The 25,656-nt window shown below is 41.6% G+C and carries 19 protein-coding genes; 5 read left to right on the plus strand and 14 right to left on the minus strand.

The window, feature by feature from the left end; translation table 11 throughout:
- Window positions 1–224 precede the first annotated feature (224 nt).
- Complete coding sequence (locus ACRWQL_RS07720; protein WP_434930557.1) at window positions 225–1,358, plus strand: patatin-like phospholipase family protein; 1,134 nt, start codon at window positions 225–227, stop codon at window positions 1,356–1,358.
- Between the two features lie 55 nt (window positions 1,359–1,413).
- On the opposite strand, the gene ACRWQL_RS07725 is transcribed toward ACRWQL_RS07720, so the two are convergent.
- The 7 genes from ACRWQL_RS07725 to ACRWQL_RS07755 form a co-directional block, all read right to left on the minus strand.
- Window positions 1,414–2,250 carry a substrate-binding periplasmic protein gene (locus ACRWQL_RS07725; RefSeq protein WP_434952969.1) on the minus strand — a complete coding sequence of 279 codons (837 nt, stop codon included), beginning with the start codon at window positions 2,248–2,250 and terminating at the stop codon, window positions 1,414–1,416.
- A gap of 503 nt (window positions 2,251–2,753) precedes the next feature.
- Window positions 2,754–3,935: a serine hydrolase domain-containing protein gene (locus ACRWQL_RS07730; RefSeq protein ID WP_434952970.1), complete on the minus strand. Its 1,182-nt coding sequence runs from the start codon at window positions 3,933–3,935 to the stop codon at window positions 2,754–2,756.
- 168 nt (window positions 3,936–4,103) lie between these two features.
- Complete coding sequence (gene katB / locus ACRWQL_RS07735; protein ID WP_434952971.1) at window positions 4,104–5,567, minus strand: catalase KatB; 1,464 nt, start codon at window positions 5,565–5,567, stop codon at window positions 4,104–4,106.
- Between the two features lie 248 nt (window positions 5,568–5,815).
- Complete coding sequence (locus ACRWQL_RS07740; protein WP_434952972.1) at window positions 5,816–6,064, minus strand: YgjV family protein; 249 nt, start codon at window positions 6,062–6,064, stop codon at window positions 5,816–5,818.
- Between the two features lie 109 nt (window positions 6,065–6,173).
- Window positions 6,174–6,611: a PaaI family thioesterase gene (locus tag ACRWQL_RS07745; protein ID WP_226411349.1), complete on the minus strand. Its 438-nt coding sequence runs from the start codon at window positions 6,609–6,611 to the stop codon at window positions 6,174–6,176.
- Window positions 6,612–6,793: 182 nt separating this feature from the next.
- Window positions 6,794–7,462: a response regulator transcription factor gene (locus ACRWQL_RS07750; RefSeq protein WP_434928169.1), complete on the minus strand. Its 669-nt coding sequence runs from the start codon at window positions 7,460–7,462 to the stop codon at window positions 6,794–6,796.
- A gap of 283 nt (window positions 7,463–7,745) precedes the next feature.
- Window positions 7,746–8,339, minus strand: a complete 594-nt coding sequence (locus tag ACRWQL_RS07755) for a DUF2238 domain-containing protein (RefSeq protein ID WP_434940592.1) — start codon at window positions 8,337–8,339, stop codon at window positions 7,746–7,748.
- A 297-nt stretch (window positions 8,340–8,636) separates the two neighbouring features.
- Here ACRWQL_RS07755 and serA point away from each other — a divergent pair, with 297 nt between their 5' ends.
- Both serA and ygfZ read left to right on the plus strand, forming a co-directional pair.
- Window positions 8,637–9,866 carry a phosphoglycerate dehydrogenase gene (serA, locus tag ACRWQL_RS07760; protein ID WP_434952973.1) on the plus strand — a complete coding sequence of 410 codons (1,230 nt, stop codon included), beginning with the start codon at window positions 8,637–8,639 and terminating at the stop codon, window positions 9,864–9,866.
- A gap of 143 nt (window positions 9,867–10,009) precedes the next feature.
- Entirely contained in the window at window positions 10,010–10,975 is a 966-nt protein-coding gene (gene ygfZ / locus ACRWQL_RS07765; protein ID WP_434952974.1) for a tRNA-modifying protein YgfZ, read from the plus strand.
- A 133-nt stretch (window positions 10,976–11,108) separates the two neighbouring features.
- On the opposite strand, the gene ACRWQL_RS07770 is transcribed toward ygfZ, so the two are convergent.
- Window positions 11,109–11,639, minus strand: coding sequence for a HEPN domain-containing protein (locus ACRWQL_RS07770; protein WP_434952975.1), 531 nt, complete (start codon window positions 11,637–11,639; stop codon window positions 11,109–11,111).
- Window positions 11,640–12,328: 689 nt separating this feature from the next.
- Entirely contained in the window at window positions 12,329–14,656 is a 2,328-nt protein-coding gene (locus ACRWQL_RS07775) for a S9 family peptidase (protein WP_434952977.1), read from the minus strand.
- A gap of 191 nt (window positions 14,657–14,847) precedes the next feature.
- On the opposite strand from ACRWQL_RS07775, the gene ACRWQL_RS07780 reads away from it, so the two are divergent.
- Window positions 14,848–15,840, plus strand: a complete 993-nt coding sequence (locus tag ACRWQL_RS07780) for a class 1 fructose-bisphosphatase (RefSeq protein ID WP_434952978.1) — start codon at window positions 14,848–14,850, stop codon at window positions 15,838–15,840.
- A 156-nt stretch (window positions 15,841–15,996) separates the two neighbouring features.
- Window positions 15,997–17,187, plus strand: coding sequence for a hypothetical protein (locus tag ACRWQL_RS07785; protein ID WP_434952979.1), 1,191 nt, complete (start codon window positions 15,997–15,999; stop codon window positions 17,185–17,187).
- Between the two features lie 93 nt (window positions 17,188–17,280).
- On the opposite strand, the gene ACRWQL_RS07790 is transcribed toward ACRWQL_RS07785, so the two are convergent.
- The 5 genes from ACRWQL_RS07790 to ACRWQL_RS07810 all read right to left on the minus strand — a co-directional run bounded on the left by ACRWQL_RS07790 (window position 17,281) and on the right by ACRWQL_RS07810 (window position 25,284).
- Window positions 17,281–18,522, minus strand: a complete 1,242-nt coding sequence (locus tag ACRWQL_RS07790; RefSeq protein ID WP_434952981.1) for a dicarboxylate/amino acid:cation symporter — start codon at window positions 18,520–18,522, stop codon at window positions 17,281–17,283.
- 269 nt (window positions 18,523–18,791) lie between these two features.
- Window positions 18,792–19,718, minus strand: coding sequence for a DUF7281 domain-containing protein (locus ACRWQL_RS07795; protein ID WP_434952983.1), 927 nt, complete (start codon window positions 19,716–19,718; stop codon window positions 18,792–18,794).
- A 3-nt stretch (window positions 19,719–19,721) separates the two neighbouring features.
- Window positions 19,722–20,942, minus strand: a complete 1,221-nt coding sequence (locus tag ACRWQL_RS07800; protein ID WP_434952985.1) for a phosphoenolpyruvate carboxylase — start codon at window positions 20,940–20,942, stop codon at window positions 19,722–19,724.
- Window positions 20,939–21,604, minus strand: coding sequence for a hypothetical protein (locus ACRWQL_RS07805; protein ID WP_226411367.1), 666 nt, complete (start codon window positions 21,602–21,604; stop codon window positions 20,939–20,941). The genes ACRWQL_RS07800 and ACRWQL_RS07805 overlap by 4 nt, the downstream gene beginning before the upstream one ends.
- Window positions 21,604–25,284, minus strand: coding sequence for an ATP-binding protein (locus ACRWQL_RS07810; RefSeq protein ID WP_434952987.1), 3,681 nt, complete (start codon window positions 25,282–25,284; stop codon window positions 21,604–21,606). Before ACRWQL_RS07810 ends, ACRWQL_RS07805 begins: the two co-directional genes overlap by 1 nt.
- Window positions 25,285–25,656 lie beyond the last annotated feature (372 nt).

Raw genomic sequence — 25,656 nt, forward strand, 5'->3', positions numbered from 1 at the left:
GTGCTTTAAATCAATAAGACAAAATACATGATAAGGCGCCGATTTAATCAGCATATTTTATTGTTAAAATTATGCAAACAATCTTATATAACCTGTAACTTGTTCTATGCTTACAAGGTACTAGAACGGATAACTAGGTGAATCTAGGTCATATGGGACATGACTATTAATAAGAACACGTAATAACCATTTCATGAAGATAATAACTCAAAAGAGATCTTACTATGACCAAACGAGCCTTAGTGTTATCCGGCGGCGGTGCTAGAGGTGCTTATCAGGTCGGTGTACTTAAGGCGATAGCTGATTTACACAACAAAAATGCGCACAACCCTTTCTCAATTATTAGCGGGACGTCATCGGGTGCAATTAATGCCGTAGGTCTGGCGGCTTCAGCTAACAATTTTCGTCTTGCGGTCAAAAAGGTTGAATATTTTTGGCAGCACATCACAGTAGATCGGGTTTATAAAGCGGGGGCATGGGATCTGCTCAAAAGTGGCGGCACCCTATTATCGTCCATGCTAAATCAAGGCATTGGCATGAATCGTCCGTTGGCTTTTTTAAATAATGATCCCTTAAGAGCCCTACTCGCGCACACCATACAATTTAAAAATATACAAAAACGCATTGATGCCGGCTATTTGGATGCTGTGGCCATTAACGCCACAGGATACACATCAGGAGAGTCGGTCAGTTTTTTCCAAGGTAAATCAGACATCAAAGGCTGGCGCAAAGGCCGCAGAGTGGGAGTGCCTACACGATTAGCAGTTCAACATCTTATGGCTTCATCTGCCATTCCTACAATATTTCCCGCTGAGAAGGTTAGTCGAGAATATTTTGGCGATGGTGCCTTAAGACAACTAGCGCCACTGAGTCCTGCACTTAAATTTGGTGCAGATAAAATCTTGGTCATAGGGGTTAGTGGTAACGCGGGAGTTATTCCCAAACGTGAAACCACCACCCATTCGCCTTCGCTTGCACAAATGGTAGGGCACTTATTTAATAGCGCCTTTGTCGATAGCTTAGAGCATGATGTGGATATCATGCTAAGGATGAACGATCTGATTCGAATCACTCAAAATCAAGTTGCCTATACTGAACAAGGTGAAGTTCGGGCAGTTAATTTGTTAGCGCTAAATCCTAGAGTGGAATTCGATAAAGTCGCCGCTAAGCACGTGCACACCATGCCATTTGCCATGCGATCCTTGATGAAAACCACAGGCGCGACGGGTAAGGGAGGCGGCGCTAGTTTTGCCAGTTACTTGCTGTTTGAACCCGGATTTTGTAGCGAACTGATTAGCAAAGGCTATCAGGATGCTATGGAAGAAGAAGCCGCTATTAGAGAGTTTTTTCTTGATTAACAGCCCAACTAATTAAAATCACCCGACCATTAATGTAAAAAAACCATGATTAAGATTATTCCTCGGTATACCGATTAGCACCGATCTTTTGTTGATGCTTGTTGAGTAATTTAGCCAATTCGCCACTGCTTTCCATTTTACGCACTGAGGCATTAAAAAGGCTAAGGATCATGTCTTGATGTAATGACTTTCTTGATACCAGCATATGAAAACTTTCTTTTACATTGTTGGGTGTTGGCCTAGACACCAAGTCTGGCGGCATAAGGTCATGTTGTTTCAGGGCTAAGGTGCCATAAAATGACTCCTTACGGTCAAGAAAGAATTTACAGCGATTTTTCTTGAGCATGTCTGACAAATGGCTCATGTAGGGAGTCTCTATTAGGCTTAAGTGTGGCGGCCAGCCAAACTGTACATAATTAAAGCCCTTTATTCCACATACCTGACCGTACTTCGACAGGTCTTCCAATTTTTCAATGATAGGTTCTGAGATAAAGCTACTTTTAAGGTAAAAGTAGCTTGGCGTGAGATAATAATAGACTTCGGAGGCACGAAAATCGATTTCTCGTTTGGCATTGAGCGATGCACTCATGGCTGCATCAATCGAACCATTACGCAAAGAATGCAAGCATCGCACCCAAGGACGAACCTGAATTTCATATTCAAAAGCTGTTGAGGAAAAAACTAAAGCCAATAACTCAACATCATAACCATCACTAACGGAGGTAGGTTTGCCATTTTCTCGAATAAAATATTTAAAAGGTGGAAATTCAGTATCTTCGATACAAAATTTTAATACAGTAGATGATTGTGATTTTGTTTGTTTAGCAAATGCTGTTGTGGCCGAGAATAAGCTCAATAAACAAACGACTGACAATACCAACAATAATCGCACTAGCAATCCTTTGACCAAATGAAAAAATAATAAAAGCTGCATGTCACCTCGGTGCGGGTAAAACGCTAAATATCCTTATTCTGCTTAAAGTATAGCGCCTGTAATTAATTACCATTATTAGAAAGACTACTAAAGCATAGTTCAGTATTTAATATTTATCCTACAAAGTTGGTGGTATATCCTGTACTGCTTGTTTCCTCGTTCAGCTCGCTAAATACCAATTGCAACAATCACACTAATCACACTAATCACACTCACCATAAAATGGAAATTTTGGCACTACCAATTGGTAATATTAGTCATCTATAGTATCGGCCGTCTTAAAAGCAACAGCGCTCTAAAGAATCTAAGCACATAAATTTAAACCAATTTAATACCAAAACAATCGGTTTAGGGGTAGCAATGTTTAACACTAAAACTCCGTTAAGAGGCTTGTTGGAATGCAACCCAAGTGACATAAGAACGGCATGGATACGGCTGCAGAACATATTAGATAGCTAAATTCACTCAGACAATATTGGATGTGACTTTTTGGTGAGCTGTAAATTGCTCCGAATGACTTGGCGTATCTGGGTGTGAAGTTCAAAAACGCGGCTAAGATCATTTAGATTTAAGGATAGGTTTTCTAACATGACCAGATCAAGATTAAACTCAGGGTAATGAAGTGACATAGACATATATCCAGGTAAATAGCCTGTATGGCTGTATTCTGTGATGCCACCTTCTGTATTGATTCTAAGCCCATAGCCATAGCTCATATCCGGCCATAGAAATTTAATACGGGTATGAGAGCGTGTCATAAGTTCATAGCTTTTAGGGCTGATAAGCTTTCCTGAGTGTAATTGATGCTGAAATTCGGCAAACGCCGCAGCAGATGCAATCAATCCTCCAGCGGGAAGTAATGATGCGTCAATAACCAAGTTTGCAGGCGCAAGAACATCCGATTCATTCAAGCCTATAGCCAGCGAAGCCAGGTTTTGTCGAATGGTTTCAATACTGCCTACTTGCGCATAAAGTCCGTTGAGCTTGTTAACCTGTGAAAATTGAGCAATCTGCATGGCAAATGATTGTTGATTTACCTTTTCGAGCAGTTGACCTAAAAGCGCATAACCAAAGTTGGAGTATTCAAATTGGCTCCCTGGCTCAAATCGATTGGGCTTGCCGAGTACGTCCACTCCCGATGTGTGGCTAAGCAGATGGTGTATGGTAATTCTTTCATCATATTGGTTGGGAAGAAATGAAGATGCACTTTTATCGGAATTCGTCTCAATGCCATTTTGGAACTTACTTTTATCCAGTGTTACATGGTCAAAAAGATAACGATTAAGTGAGTGATTTAAGCCGAGCTTGCCAGCATCAACCGCTTGTAATACCAAAGTTGCGGTGATTTGTTTAGAGAGTGATGCCATGACGAAGCTTGACGCTTGATGAATGCCTTCACCTTTTTGCAGTTCGAAAAGTGGTATGCCATTTTCGAGTAACATGACGCTGCCACTGAATGGCTGCAATGAATCATTTATAGCGGCTTGGATTAAGGTATTGATATCTTGTAGTTTTGGTACTGTTTTAATGCTTGCATCTTTAGAAAGATTATCGCCTTGTAACAAGGAGGTATTGCTATAGCTGTAACCACTTAGTAATAACAAAACACTGAACAGAATTGTAGCGACTGCGCGAAGATTCATGGGTTATCCTTAACTTTAATAGCAATAATGAATTTATTTTCTAAGGGTGCAAGCTTTGCACAACCTAGTTGCATGAATAACAAACCGCACACGCTAAAAAGGACTGAATAATTTCAGTCCTTTTTATGTACCAATATAAATGCCATCAGCACTAACTTAACGGGTTTGCTATAAGCCTAATGCCTTTGCAATGCGCTGGCCATAATTATCATCTGCTTGGCTAAAATGTGCGACCATTTTTTGCTGCACATCTAGGCTTGCTTGAATAAGCGATCCGCTAATGGTGTTAATTAAGCGCTGCTTTTCATCCGCTGAGAACATGCGATACAAATTACCCGCCTGACTAAAATCATCTTGGTTGTAACGACTATATCGCGCTGCTTCTCCGTCTAAACGCAGTGGTGGCTCAGCAAAATTAGTCACTTCCTGCAATGGTGTTGTCGAGGTATTCGGACCATAGTTAGCGCTCGCATCACCACCGGTTTGGCTGCCATTAAATGGACATTGAGTTCCCGCCATTGCCCCACCACGTTGATGATGGTTGGCTTTAGCTGCATGCGGACAGTTAACCGGTAACTGATTATAGTTTGCCCCAATGCGATAACGTTGGGCATCGGCATAGGCAAACAAGCGCGCTTGCAACATCTTATCTGGCGATGCGCCGACACCAGGCACTAAGTTACTTGGCGATAGCGCCACTTGTTCCACTTCGGCAAAGTAGTTTTCTGGCATGCGGTTCAGCTCAAGTTCACCTATTTCAATCAATGGATAATCAGAGTGCGGCCATACTTTGGTTAAATCAAACGGGTTAATAGCATAAGTATTGGCTTCTGCCTCTGGCATAATTTGCACATTAACCGCCCATTTAGGGAAGTTTTTGTCAGCGAGCGCGGCTACCATGTCACGTTGTGAAGAATCAGGATCTATTCCCTTTAGCTTATCTGCTTGCTCATTGGTTAAATTAACTACGCCTTGTTGAGACTTGAAGTGAAACTTAACCCAAAAGCGCTCACCTTTGGCATTCCAAAGTGAAAATGTGTGTGACCCATAGCCGTGCATTTGACGGTAATTTGCAGGAATGCCTCGATCAGACATTAATATGGTGACTTGATGCAGGGCTTCTGGGTTTTGCGCCCAAAAATCCCACATGGCTTGTGGATCTTTTAGGTTAGTTTGTGGGTGACGTTTTTGAGTGTGGATAAAATCTGGAAACTTAATACCATCACGTAAAAAGAATGTCGGGGTGTTATTACCCACAATGTCATGATTACCGCGAGCGGTATAAAAACGTAATCCAAAACCGCGAGGATCACGTTCTGCATCTGCTGATCCCATTTCGCCACCTACGGTAGAGAAGCGCACAAAAGTTTCAGTTTGCTTACCCACACCGTTAAAATGATCCGCTATTGTGTAGTCACTTAAATCTTTAGTCAGCGTAAAAACGCCATAAACACCTGTACCTTTAGCATGTACGATACGCTCAGGAATACGCTCGCGATTAAAGTGCGCCAGCTTTTCAATCAAATGCCAATCTTGCAATAAAAGAGGCCCTCTTTCACCTGCTGAAAGAGAGTTTTGATCATCCGCTATTGGTGCACCATTTTGACTGGTTAAATAATTTACATTGCTCATTTATATTCCCCTAATTACTTTCAAGTAACCACTGTTCAATTAAGTCGTAAACGGTTGCCATTGTGTTTCCCTCGGCTGTCGTTATCGTATAAAGCGATAATAGAGCAACCAAAGAAACAATAAAAACGATTAAAAACGATAATAACAATCGATTATAATAATCAGGAGAGTATGTAAGAAAGTAAGAACCGATTAAAAGTGCAATAAAAAGCCGAAGCATGCTTCGGCGTTTTCACAAAATAACATGGTTATTCTGAAGGTGGTTCAGCTACAGGCTCGCGATACAATTTAACGAGATAATAAACATCAATTAACACAATGAAAAAATTCACTAACGCGACTGGAATAGCATCAATGGCCAGTCCATAGGCAACAAACAAAGCCGCACCGACTAAGTTCCACCAGCGAAGTTTTTTAATATTTGCCATCATTAAAGATATCGCCACCACTACCGAAGCAAGATAACCCACCCACTCCCAAACTGTTGCTGTGTCCATATTTATTCCCCTATCACGCTGTTTTATTGAGTATAGTCTGGCTCTGTTGATCTTCAATGCTAAAATTCATCTCAACATATCTACAGATTTTAGCTCAATATGATGAGGTCTAACGTTCAACAACCGCAGCTGTCATCCGTGAGATACAACATAAATCATTAGCACTGTTATGGATTAGAATTTCCCATACTGAACTGCGTTTGCCTATATGAACTGGCTTTGCTGTGGCAGTTAATGTGCCATTGCGAGAGGCTTTTAAATGATTTGCGTTAATTTCCTGGCCAACACAGTAGAACTTAGTGAAATCAACAACAAAGTTTGCTGCATAACTGGCAACGGTTTCAGCAAGCGCGATGTTTGCACCACCATGCACTATACCAAGTGGGTTGTGTACACTAGGGTCGGCGGGCATAGTGGCCTTAAGATAGTCATCACCAATTTCGGTAATTTTAATCCCTAGGGTTTGCATCAGTGTGCCTTTGCCATTCATCCCTGCATCTAAGCGCTCGCAATCTGCAAGTGTTACTTCTCTAAACCAAATACTCATTGAATACATCCAGTTAACAATTGTTTTTCCAGTGTACTGTGAGATGACGGCAGAATAAATAATTAACTATCAAATTGATCTTTATAATGTATATTTTGCCGCGCTAAAAATACAAAAAAGGGAGCTATGATGCTCCCTTTTGTTACCACGAAAATCAACTGCATCAGCTGAAGACAAAGACTCTAGCTTACCAACTCAAAATGAGTTTGATAAGTTTGCGCCCAGCGTAATAGTTCAACTCTGTTTCGGGATTGTGTTTTACGAAAAACAGAAGAGATATGGGCTTTTACAGTGTGCTCACTAATGCATAAGCGATGGGCAATTTCTTTATTCCTAGCACCACTAGACACTAGCTGAATAATGGTCCTTTCTCGATTAGTCAGCATTTGTAACATGGCAACCGTATCTGCAGGGATTTCGTTATTATTATCAAGTTTTTGAACTAAACGTCTAAAAATTTTACTGATCAATGGTCTGTCGTACCAAAGCTCATCAGATACCATCTTACGTAAACCAGTTAACATTAAGTCCATTCGTTGATCTGAATATAGCAGTCCACGCACCCCCAGCAATAATGCAGTCTCTTGATCTAATGAGCCGCGTTCTACTTGATATAAGGCTACGGGGACATGATTAACAATACGCGAAACTAATAGAGGAATACCTTTGCTATCAAGGGCTGCGCCTTTTTGAGCCACAAGGTAAAAACTATTAGACTTTTTTTCGAACTCTAATTCAGCAGCACTCTTGACGATGCGTGTCTTTAGGCCTATCGATTCAGCAAGAATAGCTAAATGACAAGGTGCCGATAATTGGTGTAAAAAAACCAATTCATATGTATTGGAACTCATCACTCTTCTCCCTGAAAAGTTTAATTTGTTCAAGTGCTCCTAACTATGAGGTTTAACCACATCATCAATAAGCCAAAGTGCTTAATACTTGAACATCATCCTGTGTTTGATTTTATACCTAAATCTTACCTTGAAGCCAGATACAATTACTCATAAACGCCCAGAATAAGGTAAATGGATAAACTGAGTAACAAGGGTAGTAGAAATTAACTAGAACAATAATAAATTTTATCAGCCAAAAGTATTAATCGTATTTTTGACTGATAAATCATAAGGTTTTTAACTAGGGCTTAATAGCGACATTTAAATTTTGAATTTGTCGATTATGCAGACGAGTTAATAAGACTAATCCACAAATACCGCCAATCAAGGCTAAAAACATGTCAGACTGGGTATCCCATACATAGCCTTGGGTGCCTAAAAAGGCTTCGGCATTTTCACCCGTTGCGGCGGCAACCCACCATTCTATTAGTTCATAGAATGCAGAGAACGCTAATACAAAACATACCGACAAAAACTGGCACCAAGCTCCCAACTGAAGTACTCCGTTACGCAACATTATTTCTCTGGCGACAATAACAGGCACAAAACCTTGGGCAAAATGACCGACTTTGTCATAGTTGTTTCGCTCACTGCCCATCACTTGCGCTAACCAGTCAAATAACGGTACTTCAGCATAGGTAAATCTCGCTCCAACCATTAATACTATGCAATGAAATAAAATCAGCCAATAGGCCAAAGGGGTTAATGGGAAGCGGCTTCGAGTAAAAAATAACAGTGGTAACGCGATTAAAGCGGGTATCGCTTCTAACCACCAAGTGAACATATCTTTGGGATCACTCACGGACCAAAGTAGCACCGCGACATAAATTACCATCCATATAACTTTATTCAGCAATGTAAATTCCTCTTATTCGATATTGTTCTAGAATTAGAATATTAACTTTAGCCATCTAGCCCTCCACAACTGGCCAAAAAAGTGCTACTTTGACTAGGCGCTGGAAGTCGCAAATTATTCCCAAAGTAGAATTGACCTTATTGGCCGTTTCTAAGGTTAGTAACTTGACGTCGCTTGGGAACAGATATCAAGCATAAACTAATTGATATTATAAGCATAAGTACTAATTTAACTAGGTACTAAATCAGCAATTATACATTAGAGGGTACCCATATCATGGCGAAACATTCGCTTGACAAGGATAAGATAAAAATCCTGCTGTTGGAGGGCGTCCACCAAAGTGCGGTAGATGTACTAGAAAGAGCAGGCTATACCAACATTGAATACCACAAAGCCTCACTAGGCGAAAGTGAGTTATTGGAGTCCATCAAGGATGCCCATTTCGTTGGTTTACGCTCGCGCACTCAATTAACTGCTGAAGTACTTAGCCATGCAGAGAAGCTGGTTGCCATTGGCTGTTTTTGTATTGGAACCAACCAAGTTGATCTTGCCGCAGCTGAAAAACTCGGTGTGCCTGTTTTCAACGCGCCATTCTCTAATACCCGCAGTGTGGCTGAATTAGTCATTGGTGAAATCATCATGCTAATGCGCGGCATTCCACAACGTAACGCTCAATGTCACCGTGGCGGCTGGCTAAAAAGCGCCAACGGTAGCGTTGAAGTGAGAGGAAAAACTCTAGGTGTCATTGGTTACGGCCATATTGGCACTCAGCTCGGCATTTTGGCTGAAACCTTAGGCATGCGAGTTATTTTCTTTGATATTGAAGATAAATTACCCCTTGGTAATGCCTCACAAATTCACAGCCTAGAAACATTACTGGCCACAGCTGATGTTGTAAGCCTACATGTTCCTGAAACGCCACAAACTAAAGATATGTTTGGTGAGAAAGAATTTAGCCAAATGCGCAAGGGCAGTTTCTTCATCAATGCTTCTCGCGGCACAGTGGTTGATATCGATGCACTTGCAGAGGCTGTTAAGTCTGAGCACATTGCAGGCGCGGCTATCGATGTATTCCCAGTTGAGCCTAAATCAAATGATGATGAATTTGTTAGCCCACTTCGTGGCCTGGACAATGTGATACTGACACCACATATTGGTGGCAGTACCGCTGAAGCGCAAGAAAACATTGGTATTGAAGTTGCGGGTAAATTGGCTAAATACTCAGATAATGGTTCTACGGTATCTGCCGTTAACTTCCCTGAAGTATCACTAGCACAACACGCTGGTGCCTCACGTTTACTGCATATTCACCATAACCGTCCTGGTGTGTTGATCAAAATTAACCAAGCATTTTCGGCTAAAGGTATCAACATTGCAGCTCAGTATCTGCAAACTACCGCTGAAATTGGTTACGTGGTAATGGAAGTCGATTCTGATCAAGCTGAAGAAGCCTTAGGTGAACTGAAACTGATTGAAGGAACAATTCGTACCCGCGTATTGTTTTAATATCGATAGCGTCAGATCACAGTAAAAATAAAACGGCTATCTATAATATTTAGATAGTCGTTTTTTATTGTCTTGCCCCTTTAGAGTCCCCACCGATTGGGCTACACTGCTGGCATTATGTTGCTGTATTACAGGAAAATCCTATGAGCCTTTCAATAAGTCAACCAGATTGGGCCCCCACCCAAGACACGCCTGCAATAATGCTAGCTAACCTGAATCATTTAGGTCTTATAGAAGTAACGGGTGAGCAAGGTCGCAGTTTTATTCATGGCCAGGTAACAACTGATATTACCTCACTTACCGCAGACCAATGGCGCTGGGGCGCGCACTGTGATGCCAAAGGTAAAATGTTAGCCAGTTTCCGCGCTTTTGCATTACAAGACAGCTTATTTATGCTGATGCCCACCAGCGCATTAGCGATTGATTTACCCCAGTTAAAAAAATATTCAGTATTTAGTAAAGCAGAGTTAGTTGATGCATCAGCTAACTGGCAATTAATCGGTATTGCAGGCAGCGATGCCAACACTTTTGTTAAACAACATTTTGCCGAAGTTAGCCCTGAAACTGCCAGTGAAGTCACTGTGGTTGATGGTGGTTTGCTGCTTAAAGATGGCCAGCGTTTCATTGCCATGTTAAGCCTAGAAAAAGCCCAAACTCTTTATGCAAACCAAACCTTGTACAGCGCCGCGGCATGGCAAGCATTAGAAATCAAAGCAGGTTACCCCAATATTCCGGGCGTACATGCCAATCAATACGTACCGCAAATGTGTAACGTGCAGTCTATTAATGGCATCAGCTTTACTAAAGGCTGTTACATGGGCCAAGAAACCATCGCCCGTATGAAGTATCGTGGTGGTAACAAACGCGCGCTGTATATTTTATCTGGTACCAGTAGCCAAACGTTAACCGAAGAAACAGCATTAGAAATCGCCCTTGAGGGCGGCTATCGTCGCGGCGGTGCTATTATTGAGTTTGTTCAGCAAGGCGATCAAGTATTACTAACGGCTGTGCTAGCCAATGACACTGAAGCAGATGCTATTTTGCGTATTGCTGGTGATGAAGAGTCTGCTTTAACGATTATGTCGTTACCTTATTCGCTAGAAGCTTAAGGTTGTTTGCTCTGAGATATTTGCAAATTGAGCAATAACAACTGAAATGGCTATCAAATCGATAGCCATTTTTTTATCAACCATATAGTGTTAACGCCAAGCTGTACTTCTAACTTTGACGGATTGTTAGAGTTTATTTAACTAAACTGAAGCTATCCGTAGCCCTAACGAGTCCTTTAAGAAACCTTATCGCTTTTTCTAATTCATCTCTCTTTATAAGATGAGGTTGTCCTGGAGATGTATTGGCTTGATGTGCGGCATCTCCACGTTTTGATATGAACTCATCAAGAATTTGTTTTGCTTGGGGAGGATGATAATTATCCCATTTCCATGCACTTGTAATATCGACTTCAAAATAGCTTTTGAAAAGTAACTTTGTTCTAGCACTATTCGGATTGAAGAAGCGCTTTAAATCTTCATCCACTTGCCGCTGTACAAAGTTGCCTAAAGGGCTGCCCTTTACTATTAATAACCAAGATTGGATTTCTTCTTTAAACCGATCTTTTACATATGTTTCCCAGGCCGCCAAGGCCATTACCATACCAGCCCTTTTCAATGCTTCAGGATTATTATCAGTTGCTGAGTTTTTCTCACTATCAAAACGTGAAAGTAGGCCTTCTGCATCTTTAATTGCTAATTGAAACGATTTTTCAGCTTTCGTCATAGGTAAACACTTATATTTGATTGAAATTCTATCGAGCTTATAGAATGATTAACTAATCTCATCCTACATTTACAGTGTTATTGATGTAAAACAATAATTATGTAATTCCGCAAAAACAAGCACGATAAAGTCCTTACAATAATCGTGTTGGCTGAATAAGTTAAGATCAATAATTCGTTGTATTCAATTGCCTTCAGCAGGCTTAGTGCAGATAATCCAGCGAGACGCCGCTAGCACATCCCTGTGGGCTTAACCAAAACATCCCTGTTTTGGATACTCGCTGGCTCATCTGCACCTGAATTTTTGCTGCTTCGATTTGATTGCAAGTATTACTATGAGTAACAGCCAAAAATCTACCCGAGTTATTACCAATAAAGCCAAATCGAAGAAATAAATCATAGGGTACATATGCGTCTGAGACCTTCGAAAACAGGGATGTTTTCGCAGAGCCCCCATGGATGGGTTCACGGCGTGTCTTGGACGCATATGTACATAAGATCGCTCTTTCACATCCATGTGATCGCGACATTCCGTTCAGGATGAACATTCCTGTGCCAGGCAATGAGTTAAATTGAAGCCCAACACTGAAACAAGCTACCCAATACCAGTGCTGCCAAGGTCTTAAAACGCAAAAAAGCGAATAGGCCTAAACCACATTCGCTTTCCTACAACATTAAATCAAAAAGCCCTTACTTCAATTGGCTATCCAAAAAGGCAGCTAACGATTTATACAAATGATTCCGTACTTTCTCACCACGCATTGAATGCTTAGACCCTGGATAATCGATCATTTGAAATAACTTACCTTCGTCCTGCAAGGCTTTATAAACCCGAGTGCTGTTTTCAAATAACACGTTGTCATCCGCCATACCGTGGTACATCAACAGCCCTGACTGGTAGTTTTTCACGTAAGGTAACACACTGCCGGCATCATAACCTTGTTTGTTAACCTCAGGGTTACCCATGTAACGTTCGGTGTAATGGCTGTCATATAAACGCCAATCACTCACAGGCGCACCAGCAATGGCAGCTTTAAAGTAATCAGGCGCTTTAAATTGGCTCATCAACGCCATGTAACCACCATAACTGTGACCATAAATCGCCACATTATCGCCATCGATGAAAGGCAAACTACGCAGATAATCGACACCGGCTTTTTGATCGCGTACCTCAGCATCACCCATGTTTTGATAAATCACATATTCGAACTTTGTACCGCGATAGGCTGAACCACGGTTATCTAATTGGAACACCGCATAACCTTGTTGCAATAAATACTGGGTAAAGTAATCAGCCTCGCTCCATGCATTAACCACTAATTGGGCATGTGGCCCACCGTAAACTCGCACCACTACTGGGTATTTTTTACTGTCATCAAACGGCACAGGTTTGAATAAGCGATATTGTAATATTTGCCCATCATCGGCGCTTAAGTGGCCAAACTCCGGCATTGCCCACTGGCCTGCCAGTGCATAAAGCGGATGCGAAGCATTGACTTCATTTTGCTCAACCCAAGATAATTGCTTGCCGGACTCGTCATGTAAACTGATTTGCGGTGGCTGCTGTAAACTGCTGAAGTAATCTAGATATACTGGCTTATTTTCAGCAAATACACTCTGATGCATACCAGAGCGTTCACTAATGCGCTCGATACTTTGGTTGCCTTTAGCTAAATTAACTCGATATAAGTGACGCTCAACCACACTGTCCTTGCGACCAGAAAAATACAACCAACCTTGTTTTTCATCAACATAGTCAAGGCTATCAACCACCCACTCTCCTTGCGTTAATTGGCGTATCAGTTGACCGTTTAAATCAAATAAATAAAGGTGGTTAAAACCATCACGTTCTGACGCCCAAACTAAAGCTGATTGCTGTTTTAGAAAGTGCAGATCATTATTTAAATTAACCCAGGCATTACTGCGCTCTTTAACAATGGTTTTAATGTCAGTTGGCTTGCTAATATCCACAATGCGTAAATCTAACGCTTGTTGATTACGGCTTTGCCATTGAAATGATAAATGTTGGCTGTCTGGTAACCATTTTACTCGCGGTAAATAAATGTCTGTTTCTTTACCTAAATCAATCCATTGGATTTTGATGTCAGTGACGGATACCACGCCCAGTTCAATAGTTACATTTGGCTTACCTGCATAAGGGTAACGCTGCTCAGTAAGCTTAATACCGTCGGCATAAATCTCATTGCGGGTCACAAGCTCTACACCTGACTCATCAATGCGGGTAAAGGCAATGTGTGATTCATCTGGTGACCACCAGTAACCTGTCATTCTGTCCATTTCTTCTTGGGCGACAAACTCTGCCATGGCATTTTTAATCGACCCTTTACCGTCTTTGGTCAACGCGGTAATTTTTTTACTGGTTAAATGAAGCACAAATAGGTTTTGATCGCGCACAAAAGACACATAATTGGCTTTAGGCGACAGACGGGCATCGGTGACAAAACCTTCCCCGGTATCAAGTACAGTGACAGCGTTGCTTTTAACATCAAAAAGATACAATTGACCAGATGCAGGAATTAAAATTGACTGACTATCATCAGCCCAAAAGTACTCCATGATCCCTTGACCATAAATACGTTGACGCTCACGACGGGCTTTTTCTTCATCGGATAATTCATCCGCGGCTAATTTGTCCGCATCAATCAAACGACTGCGTACACCACTGCTGATCTCCATTTGCCATAGATCATAAAAGCTCTGGTTATCATCTCGACCAGCTAGGTATGTCACACGTTTACCGTCTGGCGATAAACTTAATCCTCTAGGACTTGAGCCCGCCAATGCTGGCGAAGCGTGGATGCGCTCAATAGTTAATGCGTTATCGCCACCCTTTAAACCAGTGAGCGGTAAAGTGGTATTAAATATAGTATTAATGCTTGTTGTGTGTTGAGCATGATTAACTGATGTCATTTGAGTCGCCATAGGTGATGTACTGGCAAATAGAAAAGGCACTGCAGAAAAAGCAGCCAAGGCTTGTTGCTTCCATGTAAGGGTCATTATTATTTTTCCTAAAAAATTTTACACACGCATTCTGCCTGAATTCACCTTAAAACGAAAATGCCTCATCAAGCGCTGAAATTTACGCCATTCTAGGGTATGATCGCCGCCAATAAGATTCAAAAAATAATTAATTATAATGATCTTCAAGAATAAACGACCTTAACCTTAAACTTGTCATAGGAATAAGCATGCAAACTTTGGCACAAACCCTAACAACACAAGCAGTCAAACCCTCTCTTACTGAACTTATATTATCGTTAGCTGATACATCAAAAGCCATTAGTGGCGCTGTGCGTCATGGTGCGTTAGCCGGGATATTAGGCGCAACAGAGCAAGAAAACATTCAAGGTGAAACACAAAAGAAATTAGATGTTATCACCAATGATATGCTTAAAGATGCGTTAAAAGCGGAAGGCAATGTACGCGGATTAGCTTCAGAAGAAGAAGATTATGTGGTTGAAGTGAGTAAACAAGGCGAGTACCTAGTGTGCTTTGACCCTTTAGACGGCTCATCAAACATTGATATTAACTCACTTGTGGGCACAATTTTCTCAATATTACCTGCACCAACAGGTGAGCTAAACGAGCAAAGTTTTTTACAAGCTGGCCGCAACCAAGTGGCTGCCGGTTATGTGCTTTATGGTCCATCTACCATGATGGCATTAACCACAGGCCACGGAACACAGTTTTATACCCTAAACCCCGGCAGCGGTGAGTTTTTACTGACTAATGACAATGTACAAATTACCCCTGATACCGCTGAGTTTGCGATTAATATGTCAAACCAACGTTTTTGGGAAGCGCCAATGCAAACCTATATTGCCGATTTACTATTAGGTAAAATCGGTCCTCGTGAGCAGTCATTCAACATGCGTTGGATTGCGGCTATGGTAGGTGATGTTCATCGTGTACTTTGTCGTGGCGGTATTTTTACTTACCCAACAGACAACAAAAATCCAGCAAAACCATTCAAGCTACGGTTAATGTATGAAGCCAACCCAATGGCATTTTTGGTTGAACAAGCTGGCGGCAAAGCCTCTACCGGCTATGAAACGATTTTAGACATAGTGCCATCTGAAATTCATCAACGTGTGGCCGTGATTCTAGGCAGCGCCAACGAAGTAGACACTTGCTTGAGTTATCATGGCATTGATTATAGCGAAGAACCTGAAATTGATTAAGTTATAGCCATTAATAATAAACCGCCTTTGGGCGGTTTTTTTGTTTGTAAAATAATCGTGTCATCAAACTTTTGTTTGAACCTAGCGCCTTTACTTTACAATGGTTTGGTTAACCTCTAAGTTAGCCCGCTTGACAGTTACCTAAGGACGACAACGATGTCGCGCAGTGTCCAATCTCATAAAAATACATATCTTGGGATAGTTATTGTATTTGTGCTTTTCAGCATAGGGGCTTATAGCTATATCAATTCAAACTCAAACGACGCCCCCTCATCAGGCTCTGTTTTAGTTTTACCGATAACATTGACAGTAGAAGCCACTGAGCCTTGGTGGAATATGTATGCTGCAATGGATAATCTCAACCACCAATTAACACTAGGGGCTAAGTTCCCTATACTGCAAACTGAAGATGTGATCAGTATGATGCAGCTCGCTGATGCTGGTAATACGATTAATAGCACTCTAGATAACTCTGAGCATCATGTTGATATAAAAAGATTAATGGCCATTTCAGGTGCCACTTATATTATTGAAGCTAACATCACCAAAGCCAATAACGGCTATCAGTTAACCTATAATTTGCATAAAGAAAATCATCAGCAACAACAGCTAATTGAGGCTGCAACAGTAGATTCATTAATGACTTTAACCGCGGCTGATATTAACCAACAGATAAACCCTAACAATACTGCACCACCTTCAACATATCATTCAAACTTTGATAATTTACAACTCATTAAAGGTCTTGGCTTTATGCAATCTGGCGACTGGACTTTTGCACAACAGCAATTAACCCAGACTATTGCTGCAGAACATGAAAACCTACTCGCCAGACGATTATTAGCAGGACTGCAATATCAAAACACCCAATATACCTTAGCTAAAGCAACGTTAACTTCAGCAATTGAACACGCTACAGCGATTAACAATGAACGTGAACTAGCAAAATTAAGGTTATTACTAGCCCAGACAGCTCTAGAAATGACTGAAATTGAGCCCGCATTAGCGTTACTGTCAGTTGCCAAAACTCACGCAGCCAAGGTGAATGAATGGGTATACTTAGGCTATATTGCACAACTTGCTGGTGTCATTAACCAGCGACTTGGACGTAATGAAGAGGCAAGACTGCAATTTAAACAAGCGATTAAGTACCATCGAATGATGGGGTACCCTATTGGCCAATCACAATCACTTAATTTGCTTGTTGAACTTGAAATTGTTGAACACAATTATCCCCAGGCGTATCGCGATATTGCCCGATCATTTGAACTAATCTCGGGGTTAGGGTTAACTGAACTGGAAGCAGCAACATTATCCTTAATGGCAAAAGTCGAAGATAAACGCTAAGGCAGTTAACATCACCTTGGATATCGATACGCTCTACAAAACAAAAAACGGCCTTAAATAAGGCCGTTTTTTTATGATACATAAAGCTAGCTATTACACTTTTTCTTCAACACGGTGTTGCGCTTCGGTTTGATCTACAATAGTTAATACTGCGGTATCGCCCACTACATTACATGATGTCAGCACCATATCAATAATACGGTCTAATGCAGCCACAATGGCAAAAGCTTCTACTGGCAAACCCATTTGATGAATTAGTACGCCAATCATCACCATACCACCGCCGGGCACACCACCTGCACCGACAGACAATAAGAACACACTAAACAGTAATGCCGGAATTTGCTCATTACTGATTGGCATGCCATAGGCATTGGCCACAAAGAAAATAGCGATAGTAATATAAATAGACACCCCGCCCATGTTCATCGTTGCCCCTAACGGCACGCCAAACCCTGCAACCGCTTTGCTGACACCAAGCTTGTCAGTAAGCGTACGCATAGTGACTGGAATGGTGGCATTTGATGATGCGGTCGATAATGAGAACAGGATTTGCTCTTGGGTTTTAGCGCGGAATGTTTTCGCTGAAATAGGCGTAAAAAAGCTGACTGCATAGGGATAAACCACAAAAATCCATAGCAGTAATAAGCTTAAAATGAGTACTAAATATTCCACCACGCTGACAAAGACTTCTGGCTCTAAAGTCGCCCCTAGTTTGAACATCAAGGCAAACACCCCGATAGGCGCAATGCTCATCACGACAGAAATTAAACGCATCATAATCTTGTTAGCGGTTTGAAAACCTTTAACCGCACCCTCAACGGCACTGCCCATTGACTTCATTACACCACCTAATAGCAATGCCATAAAGATCACCTGCAGCATATTGCCAGAGGTAAAAGCAGAAAAAGGATTATTGGGCACAATACTGACAATTAAAGTGACGAGGTTTGGTAATTCTGTTGCGGTAATCGCTGCAGAATCACTACTGCTCATATCAACGCCTTTACCGGGCTCAATGAGCATAGCAACGATAAATGCTGCCAGAATGGCTACCACGGTATTTATGATATAAAAGCCAAAGGTTTTACCGCCCAAGCGGCCAAAGCTTTTTAAATCTTGCAGTTCACACACGCCACAAATAATACTGACAAATACCAATGGCACCACAAGCATCATGATCATATTAACGAACATGGTGCCAATTCCGCCGGTAATATTGACTAACGTACCGGAGAAAAATGCAACATCAGCCAGTGCAAATTGCACAATACTGCCTAAAATTACCCCTAGAAAAAGACCCGTAAAAATACGGGCTGATAATGACTTCATCATTGACTTGTATATCCTTATTATTGCCTAGATTAATTCAGGCTTGTTGTTTTAGTGCCAAGATACTGAGCTATCAAAATACAGATTTCAATTAGTTAACGAATAAAAATGTTAATTAGCACGAAAATAATCAGTAAATCAAGAATAAACTCATGATTTTAAATGCAAAAAAATAATTGTGATTATAGGATGAAATAGCAAAACAATTAACCTATCGCAAACAGCATAATCAATTACAAAAGCATATTGATTAGTGAAAACAAGAGGTCAACCTATTCTTGAATAGGGATTAATGTTAACTCAAACTGATGCGCTAACATATGCTGCTGTTTAATACTGATACGATGTTGTTGCAGCCAATCTACTAATTTGCGCCAGTTGTGTAATGCCACCTTATTAAGGTACTTTTGCTGCCGCCATTGTTTATCAAAATCATCAGGATCATTTAATGACGACAATGGAGATTGTTGAAATAATTGAGCTTGCTGAGGTAACAAAGGTGCTGATTCATTGACCAATGTGGGTGCAATCAGATACCTGCAACCTTGAAGCAACTGCGCAATTTGCAACCCTGCGGGATCTAAGTCGGTAAAGGCGCTGATCTGCATGATTGGCTGTAATACTTCATTTTGTGCAATAACGTGCAGTAGGCGTTTACAGCCTGCAGGTGAATGCGCGCCACTGCCTCGATAAATAATCACAGCTTGCTGTATGACACTGCCTAACGACTGCTCAAATTGAAAGTGCTTGAACTCATCAAAGCTGTCTAAGTTTTCAACCACAATAAGATGCAGCAAGTTAAATTGAAGACAAACGGCTACCACCTGCTCAACCGTCATTCTCAGGCTATATTGTGCAGCAAAAGGTGGATAACATTGAGGTGGAAGTTTAACTAAAACGTAATTGGCATCGGGGCGAATATTGGCATACTTCTCTTTTTTACCTTGGGCAGCTAAGGTATTTCGTGGCTGATTAAAGCTCACATTCTGCACATCAAAGCCAGTATCGAGTTGTGCCATTTCACGCAGTAAATCGTAATCTTTACCACTAAAATATAAATGTTTACCCGCACCATCAGGCTCACCAATAGCAAATTGATCAAATATTTTTTGCCAATTGTTGGTGAGCTTAGTCCGTGGAGATCGATTGATCACCACGGTTTGGATTGCATTAAACTGTGTTTTAGTTAACTTAGCCACACGCTACGCCAGCCACAATTCAACGTCGGTTACAATGAAGTTACCAGTATAAATCGGATCAGGTTTGCCTATAGGTTCTAACTCAAAGTACTGTTTATGTTCCATAGGTAAGGCTTCGTAGCCACCAATCACTTGATACAACCAACTCTCGCTGTCCCAGTTAAGTTGTTGTTGCTCTAGATATTCCAGTGCAGATTGACGCAAGCCTGAGTCAATAATGGCGCAGAAATATTCATCAACGGCCACTTTAAGTGGGTTATCAGGAATATCGAAATCTTCTACATCGGTTATTTCGAAAGTGAAATTCGAATCCCGCTGAGTCACAATGCGCTCATCACGGCTGATGGCTTTGACCTGTGCCACCATGTTCATCAGATCAAGCTCATGGTGCGGATTACTAACGTCCACATGTGCAGGTTTTAATATAGCTTCAGCATAGTTGAACAAAGCGGGAACGTTATTATGTCCAGCATGATTATCAGGTTGGTAATCAGGGTGTAAACTGGTGTGTAGCAGCCAACCTTTTAATAAACGGGTACGGCCTCTAATTTGTCTAAAACGTCCCAGTAACTCAAATAACCTCCCCTGCACTACGCTGAGTTCTTGGGTACAGTAACTTAAGGTATCTTGTAAACTGGTGATCAATAAACGGCGCAGCTCACGAATATCGCCAGCTATTTCGCCCAGTTCGCTGAACTGGAACATTTCTAAGCCATTCAATAGCTCGCTGACCTGGCTTTGGGCTAATTCGTTTTCTCGGATTTTGGCGTTAATGGTGCCAACATAACCAAACTCATTGTTAATGCGTCCCCATAGCACCCGAATTGAATAACGTAAGCTGTCGGTAAAACTGTAAACATGCTCACTTAAATCGGCAAGGTATGCTTCTGCCGCGCCGTGATCCACATTATGACGGGCTTCTTTGTAGTGATCGGCTAAGATTTTTATGGTCGCTAATGCAGAGCCTACATTGGAGTCGATTTGGCGATTGCGCTCATCACTTAAGCCTTCTTCTAACAATGCCCGCACTGAACGCTTCAAACGTAACTCTTGATCGGGCTCTGGTCGCCATAACAAGCCACTTTTTTTCAGTTTTTCAATCACAGCAGGGTCATGACTTGATTCATTAACTGAACCTGCTAGGTAGGCATCCATAATCACATCGGCATGCCGAGCGAGCTGCTTAAGCAGCTTTACCCCTGCTTGATGCAAGTTATTGCTCATATTAACTCCCGCTGGGTCGCGGTTTCAGCCTGTGCTTCTAAGCTTAACCCTTCGGTTTCATCAATAAAACGGATCACTTCATACAAGTAATCTAATTTACCGGTAGCAATATAAATTTGTTTTTCTACGTTCGGTTTAGTTAAATAACCCAGTTCAACTAAACGCTTAAATACCAGCTTGATTTGACCGTCAACATTAGTACTGCTTGAACCAAATAAACGATAATGGCTTAGTTTGGTCAGTTGCTCACTAAAAGCGGGGGTATCTTCAATACGCGCTTGCAGCTCAGTTAATCGAATGGGTGCGCCTTCGCTTAATGGGGCATCTTGGCCACTGGCTTCTTGAACTAACACTAACCATTCCACTAGGGGAATTAGCGCGCCGCAGATTTCTTTAAACTGGCTAGAGACCACTTTGCGTTCACTTTCGCCCAGTTGCAAATAGCCACAAAAAAATACTTCCCCTTCACCTGCGCTGGCAATGGTGCGATTAATTTGATTCAAATAGCTTTCTACACGTTCACGGGTACTGTTATTTTTCAGTGCTCGCCAACCATCTTCATTGGTAACGCGGCAAATAAACTCGCCGCGTAATAATTGCTCTATTATGGCACCTGCGCCTACCAATACAGTGTCATGGTTATCATAAACTTCGCTAGTCATTATGCTAACTCCTCTGTTTTAGCGTTGTGCTGGTTTAAACGTGCTGCTAATGGATTCGCTTTAGGCTTAACCACTTGTAATTTTTTAGTCTGTTTGTTGATGATATAACGGTTAGCAAACAGATTTAACACTTCTGATTCAGGGTTAGGGAATGCACCTAATACGCTAATATTGTTGTTTTCACAGGCATCAAATATCTTCTTCACGTTAGTATGATGCAAGGTGCCCAACTCATCTATCGGCCAGTGAATAGTGACATCGGCTTTGCCACGCAATAATCGGGTAAAGGCCAGTAAAAATTTACATAAAATAAGGTAAGCCATACCATGACTGGAAGATTCATTTAACTGGCGATCGGTGCGAATAATTAGATCGCTGTTACCCTCTTTCAAGCGCAGTTCAATCTCCAATAATTTGGCAATACCGCCGGTTAATGCCGCTCGACCAATTATGTCTAATGCACGGCGCATACTGTTAGTGTAATGCTCGTCGGGAAGGCTGCTGAAGTTGTCGGCTTTCCAGGCTTTAAAGGCTTTTACAAACACCTCAAGCTCTGGCCAAAACTCTAACTCACTAATCCGTGAACGAATACGTACCGCTGACTCTGATACCCCATCAAGGAATAACTCTTCACCCACTTCACGGGTAATACGGGCACTTTGCGAGGCTATACGACGGTCAATGTCAGCTAACACATCATAATATGCGCTTAAATCGACCCCAAAAATACGCCCCTGTTCACGAATGGCCATTAACGATTGTGGCACCATTACGTTTAATAGCTGCTCAAGCTGCGGCACCAACTTACGATAATCTAATAAGCGAATACCTTTGTCATTCACATAACTCGATTCTTCACGGGCACGTTCCCAAAACTCAGCCAAACTAGAACCTGATTTACTGGCAATTACGCTATCAAAGTGTTCTATATATTGCTTCACTGAACCTTGTAAATAATCACGCTTAAGCAGTAAGTCTTCACCCTGGCGTAAACGTTCACCAATGCCGCCGCTGGCCTCTTCTTTATTAGCCGGCAGTTTCAGTTCAGCCAACTTACGCATAACTGCACGCAGTTTAGTCAGGTTTTCAGACGCTTCAACCTGGGCGGCATCAGATGCTTTACGCTGGGTTTCTAAGTCTGTACGGCGACTCTTAATATCATTGGTTTTGTTGGTTAGCTGCTGCTCAAGCGCTAAAGCCGCTCGTTTAACATCGGCAAGCTGGGTTTGCAGTTTGGGTTTTCTAGATAGCCAGGTATGTTGATACCAGTCGTCATATCGCAGTACATCGCTACGGCGTTGTTCTGCATGGCTAATTTTGGCTTCTAATTCACGTATTTCACGCTTAAGCGCCAAAATGGCACTTTCATCTACCCCGCGGGATTTAAGCTCGTTTTTGTACCAGGTTTCACAGGCTTTTTGTTCGGTTTTGGCATTGGTTCGGCGCTGTTCAATATTGGCCTTAATTTGCCCCAGTTGATTATCGATAGCACCGACCACTTCTTGCCAATAAGCATTTTTTTCCATACGCGCTTCAAGGGCTTGGGATTTTTGCTCAGACAACCAATCAACATGTTGGTTTTTCAGTTGTTTCAATTCATTATCTAACTGAATTAATCGCTTACCTGATTCTGCTTTACGCTCGGTGAGCGCTTGATCAATACGTTGTTGCTCGCTGCGTTTTTCATCAAATAATCGACGTAAATCTTCACGGCTATTTTTATAAGCCGTGCGGGCAAAGGTCAGTTCACGGTTAAGTTTATCTAACACATCATTCATAGCAACGAGCTGATCTTCATGTTCAGCCTGCAACTCTTGTGCACTTTTAAGGGCTTCTTCGGCCTTAGCTAAACGAATCCGTAAATCTTGCTCAGATTGTGCATAATCAGGCACATCAATGGCTTTTAAGTCAATATTGACCCCAAACAACGCATCGCTGTCTTGGTTGGTTACACTGGGGTGTAAATCGGTGCGATGCAGTAACTCTGGCGCAATCACTTTGCCAAAAGAATGTTCCCAACCAACCGCTTCTTTACGTAAGAATTCTAATAAAGTATGCGATTGCGGGAACAACATATGATGAATGTCTTCTTTGGCTTGCTCACGCTCATTCACACGAATACTGGCAATACGCAGTGACTCATTAGCTTGATCACGCTTAGCGCGCTGCTTGCGCTCTTCTGTGGTTAACCGTTCAACCTTTTGATTACAACTTTCCTGCTCTTCATCTGCTAGGCTAATGCGTTCATCAAAGATGGCCAAACGCACTTTTTCATCTTCAGTGTATGACACACTATCCACTTGATGTTTAAGTTCTGCGGCGGTTAACTTCAGTTGATATTCTTGTTCACTAAATTTAGTTTTACCCGCGTCAGTTTGATCGCGCCAAAAACCTTCAAGTTGGGTTAAATCGTCATTGGCTAACTCACGTTGTTTGTCACGGGTTTCACGCTGAGTATCTTGCTCTTTGTGTAACGTCTCTAATTCACTGTGCAATTGTTCGGCAATTTTTGAACGTCTGCCATTAAAGGCTGCTTCAATGTCTTGATGTTTTTCTGTTTGTAATTTGTGGCGTTCATTTAAGTTTTCAACATCTTGGCGCCAGCTGGGTAAACTGTCTAAATCTGCTTTTGCTTGTTCGATATCAGCATCTAAAAAACCACCATGCTGTTCTTCAATCGCATCTAATTCATGCTCACACTTCTGGGTGTCACCTTTTGCGGCAGATATTTCGTTTTGTAATTCATCACGGATATCTTTCCACTCTTCATCAAGCATTTTAAGCTTAAGGTTTAGCTCTTTTGCCAAGGTTTGGTTAGCATCTTGGCGATCCGCTTCTAAGGTTTCATCATTTCGGTAACCACGAGATAAGCTAGCAAGACGCATTTCAGCGCTCAATAACTGGTTAAACTCCTGTTCGAGCTTTTCAAATTCAGGACGGATTTGCTCAAAGCCTTGGACCAACTGACTCTCGCGGATCCAAGATTCAACCCTTTGTGGGTTTAATCGAGAGGTTGGCGGATTAACGCCATCTTCTTCTAAAATGGCGGCGATCATCGATTTGACCGTTTCCATTTTGCCTTCTTTGGAATGCACCGCTTTGGCAAGTTTTTCAATATGGCGTAAAGAGTGTTCACTGTCGCACAGGGAGAATTGACGCGCATATGTGCGCAGCTCATTACGATTAGCTCCGGTATTGAGCAAACTGCGATCGTTTTGGATAATAGCCCTAAATTCACGGGTATTTAATAAATTGGTGTGAGCAACATCTTGGCGTTTTACTTCACGTCCAAGTTCTGCCATAGAATGGCAAATAATGGTATCGCCATTACGATTTTTAACATAATCCTCAAGCTCAAAACCACGGGCAATAAAGCGATAGTTAACCCCTTTACCGTCACCTGCGGATGCTAATACAGCTTGATAAAGCAGCCCATCATCTTTTTGGTATTCATAAATGATGTAGCTTGAATCGTGCGGTAAATACCAGCGCTCAAAACTGTCACGCGTTGAGGGAACAACTCGACTTGGATATTCACCGTAAAACACCGGTACCAGACGTTGTAAGGTGGTTTTACCTGATGCGTTTGTACCACAAATATTAGTGTGGCCATTTAATGCCAATTCCACCACACCGGGTAAGTGAGTGTTAATGAGCACGATTCTTATCAAACTAGGCATGAGAGTCCTTTATTAAAACAAAACAAGCGATTCAATTCACTTCGGGATAAAGCCGGGGTACTTAATACATTAATGTCTAATGCACTGGTTTTTAAAACCACGATTTTTACACAATAGCTGGGCTTTACGTTAAATTAATCCGTCTGCGATGGCAATGATATTCCAACATTGGATCATACTGTAAATCATCTTATGATGGCGGTTAACAAAGTAGCAATCGAGTTAAATTAACTGAATTGTTGGTCGAGAAAAGATATTTTTTGAAGTTGCGATGAATTTAATCTGACATCAAATGATGGTTATGGATATAGCGTTGAAAAACACCCATAAAAAAACACCGCCTATTGGCGGTGTTCTTTTAAAGCGTTAGCA

The sequence above is a fragment of the Shewanella sp. HL-SH4 genome (genome assembly GCF_051164845.1).
In the GTDB taxonomy this organism is placed as follows: Bacteria; Pseudomonadota; Gammaproteobacteria; order Enterobacterales; family Shewanellaceae; genus Shewanella; species Shewanella glacialimarina.

Coding starts and splice junctions, on each gene's coding strand:
- ygfZ (WP_434952974.1), top strand. CDS start 10,010: ATGAGCCTTTCAATAAGTCAACCAGATTGGGCCCCCACCCAAGACACG.
- ACRWQL_RS07800 (WP_434952985.1), bottom strand. CDS start 20,942: ATGAGCAATAACTTGCATCAAGCAGGGGTAAAGCTGCTTAAGCAGCTC.
- ACRWQL_RS07750 (WP_434928169.1), bottom strand. CDS start 7,462: ATGAGTTCCAATACATATGAATTGGTTTTTTTACACCAATTATCGGCA.
- ACRWQL_RS07730 (WP_434952970.1), bottom strand. CDS start 3,935: ATGAATCTTCGCGCAGTCGCTACAATTCTGTTCAGTGTTTTGTTATTA.
- ACRWQL_RS07740 (WP_434952972.1), bottom strand. CDS start 6,064: ATGGACACAGCAACAGTTTGGGAGTGGGTGGGTTATCTTGCTTCGGTA.
- ACRWQL_RS07805 (WP_226411367.1), bottom strand. CDS start 21,604: ATGACTAGCGAAGTTTATGATAACCATGACACTGTATTGGTAGGCGCA.
- ACRWQL_RS07720 (WP_434930557.1), top strand. CDS start 225: ATGACCAAACGAGCCTTAGTGTTATCCGGCGGCGGTGCTAGAGGTGCT.
- serA (WP_434952973.1), top strand. CDS start 8,637: ATGGCGAAACATTCGCTTGACAAGGATAAGATAAAAATCCTGCTGTTG.
- ACRWQL_RS07785 (WP_434952979.1), top strand. CDS start 15,997: ATGTCGCGCAGTGTCCAATCTCATAAAAATACATATCTTGGGATAGTT.
- ACRWQL_RS07755 (WP_434940592.1), bottom strand. CDS start 8,339: ATGGTAATTTATGTCGCGGTGCTACTTTGGTCCGTGAGTGATCCCAAA.
- ACRWQL_RS07810 (WP_434952987.1), bottom strand. CDS start 25,284: ATGCCTAGTTTGATAAGAATCGTGCTCATTAACACTCACTTACCCGGT.
- ACRWQL_RS07790 (WP_434952981.1), bottom strand. CDS start 18,522: ATGATGAAGTCATTATCAGCCCGTATTTTTACGGGTCTTTTTCTAGGG.
- ACRWQL_RS07745 (WP_226411349.1), bottom strand. CDS start 6,611: ATGAGTATTTGGTTTAGAGAAGTAACACTTGCAGATTGCGAGCGCTTA.
- ACRWQL_RS07770 (WP_434952975.1), bottom strand. CDS start 11,639: ATGACGAAAGCTGAAAAATCGTTTCAATTAGCAATTAAAGATGCAGAA.
- ACRWQL_RS07775 (WP_434952977.1), bottom strand. CDS start 14,656: ATGACCCTTACATGGAAGCAACAAGCCTTGGCTGCTTTTTCTGCAGTG.
- ACRWQL_RS07780 (WP_434952978.1), top strand. CDS start 14,848: ATGCAAACTTTGGCACAAACCCTAACAACACAAGCAGTCAAACCCTCT.
- katB (WP_434952971.1), bottom strand. CDS start 5,567: ATGAGCAATGTAAATTATTTAACCAGTCAAAATGGTGCACCAATAGCG.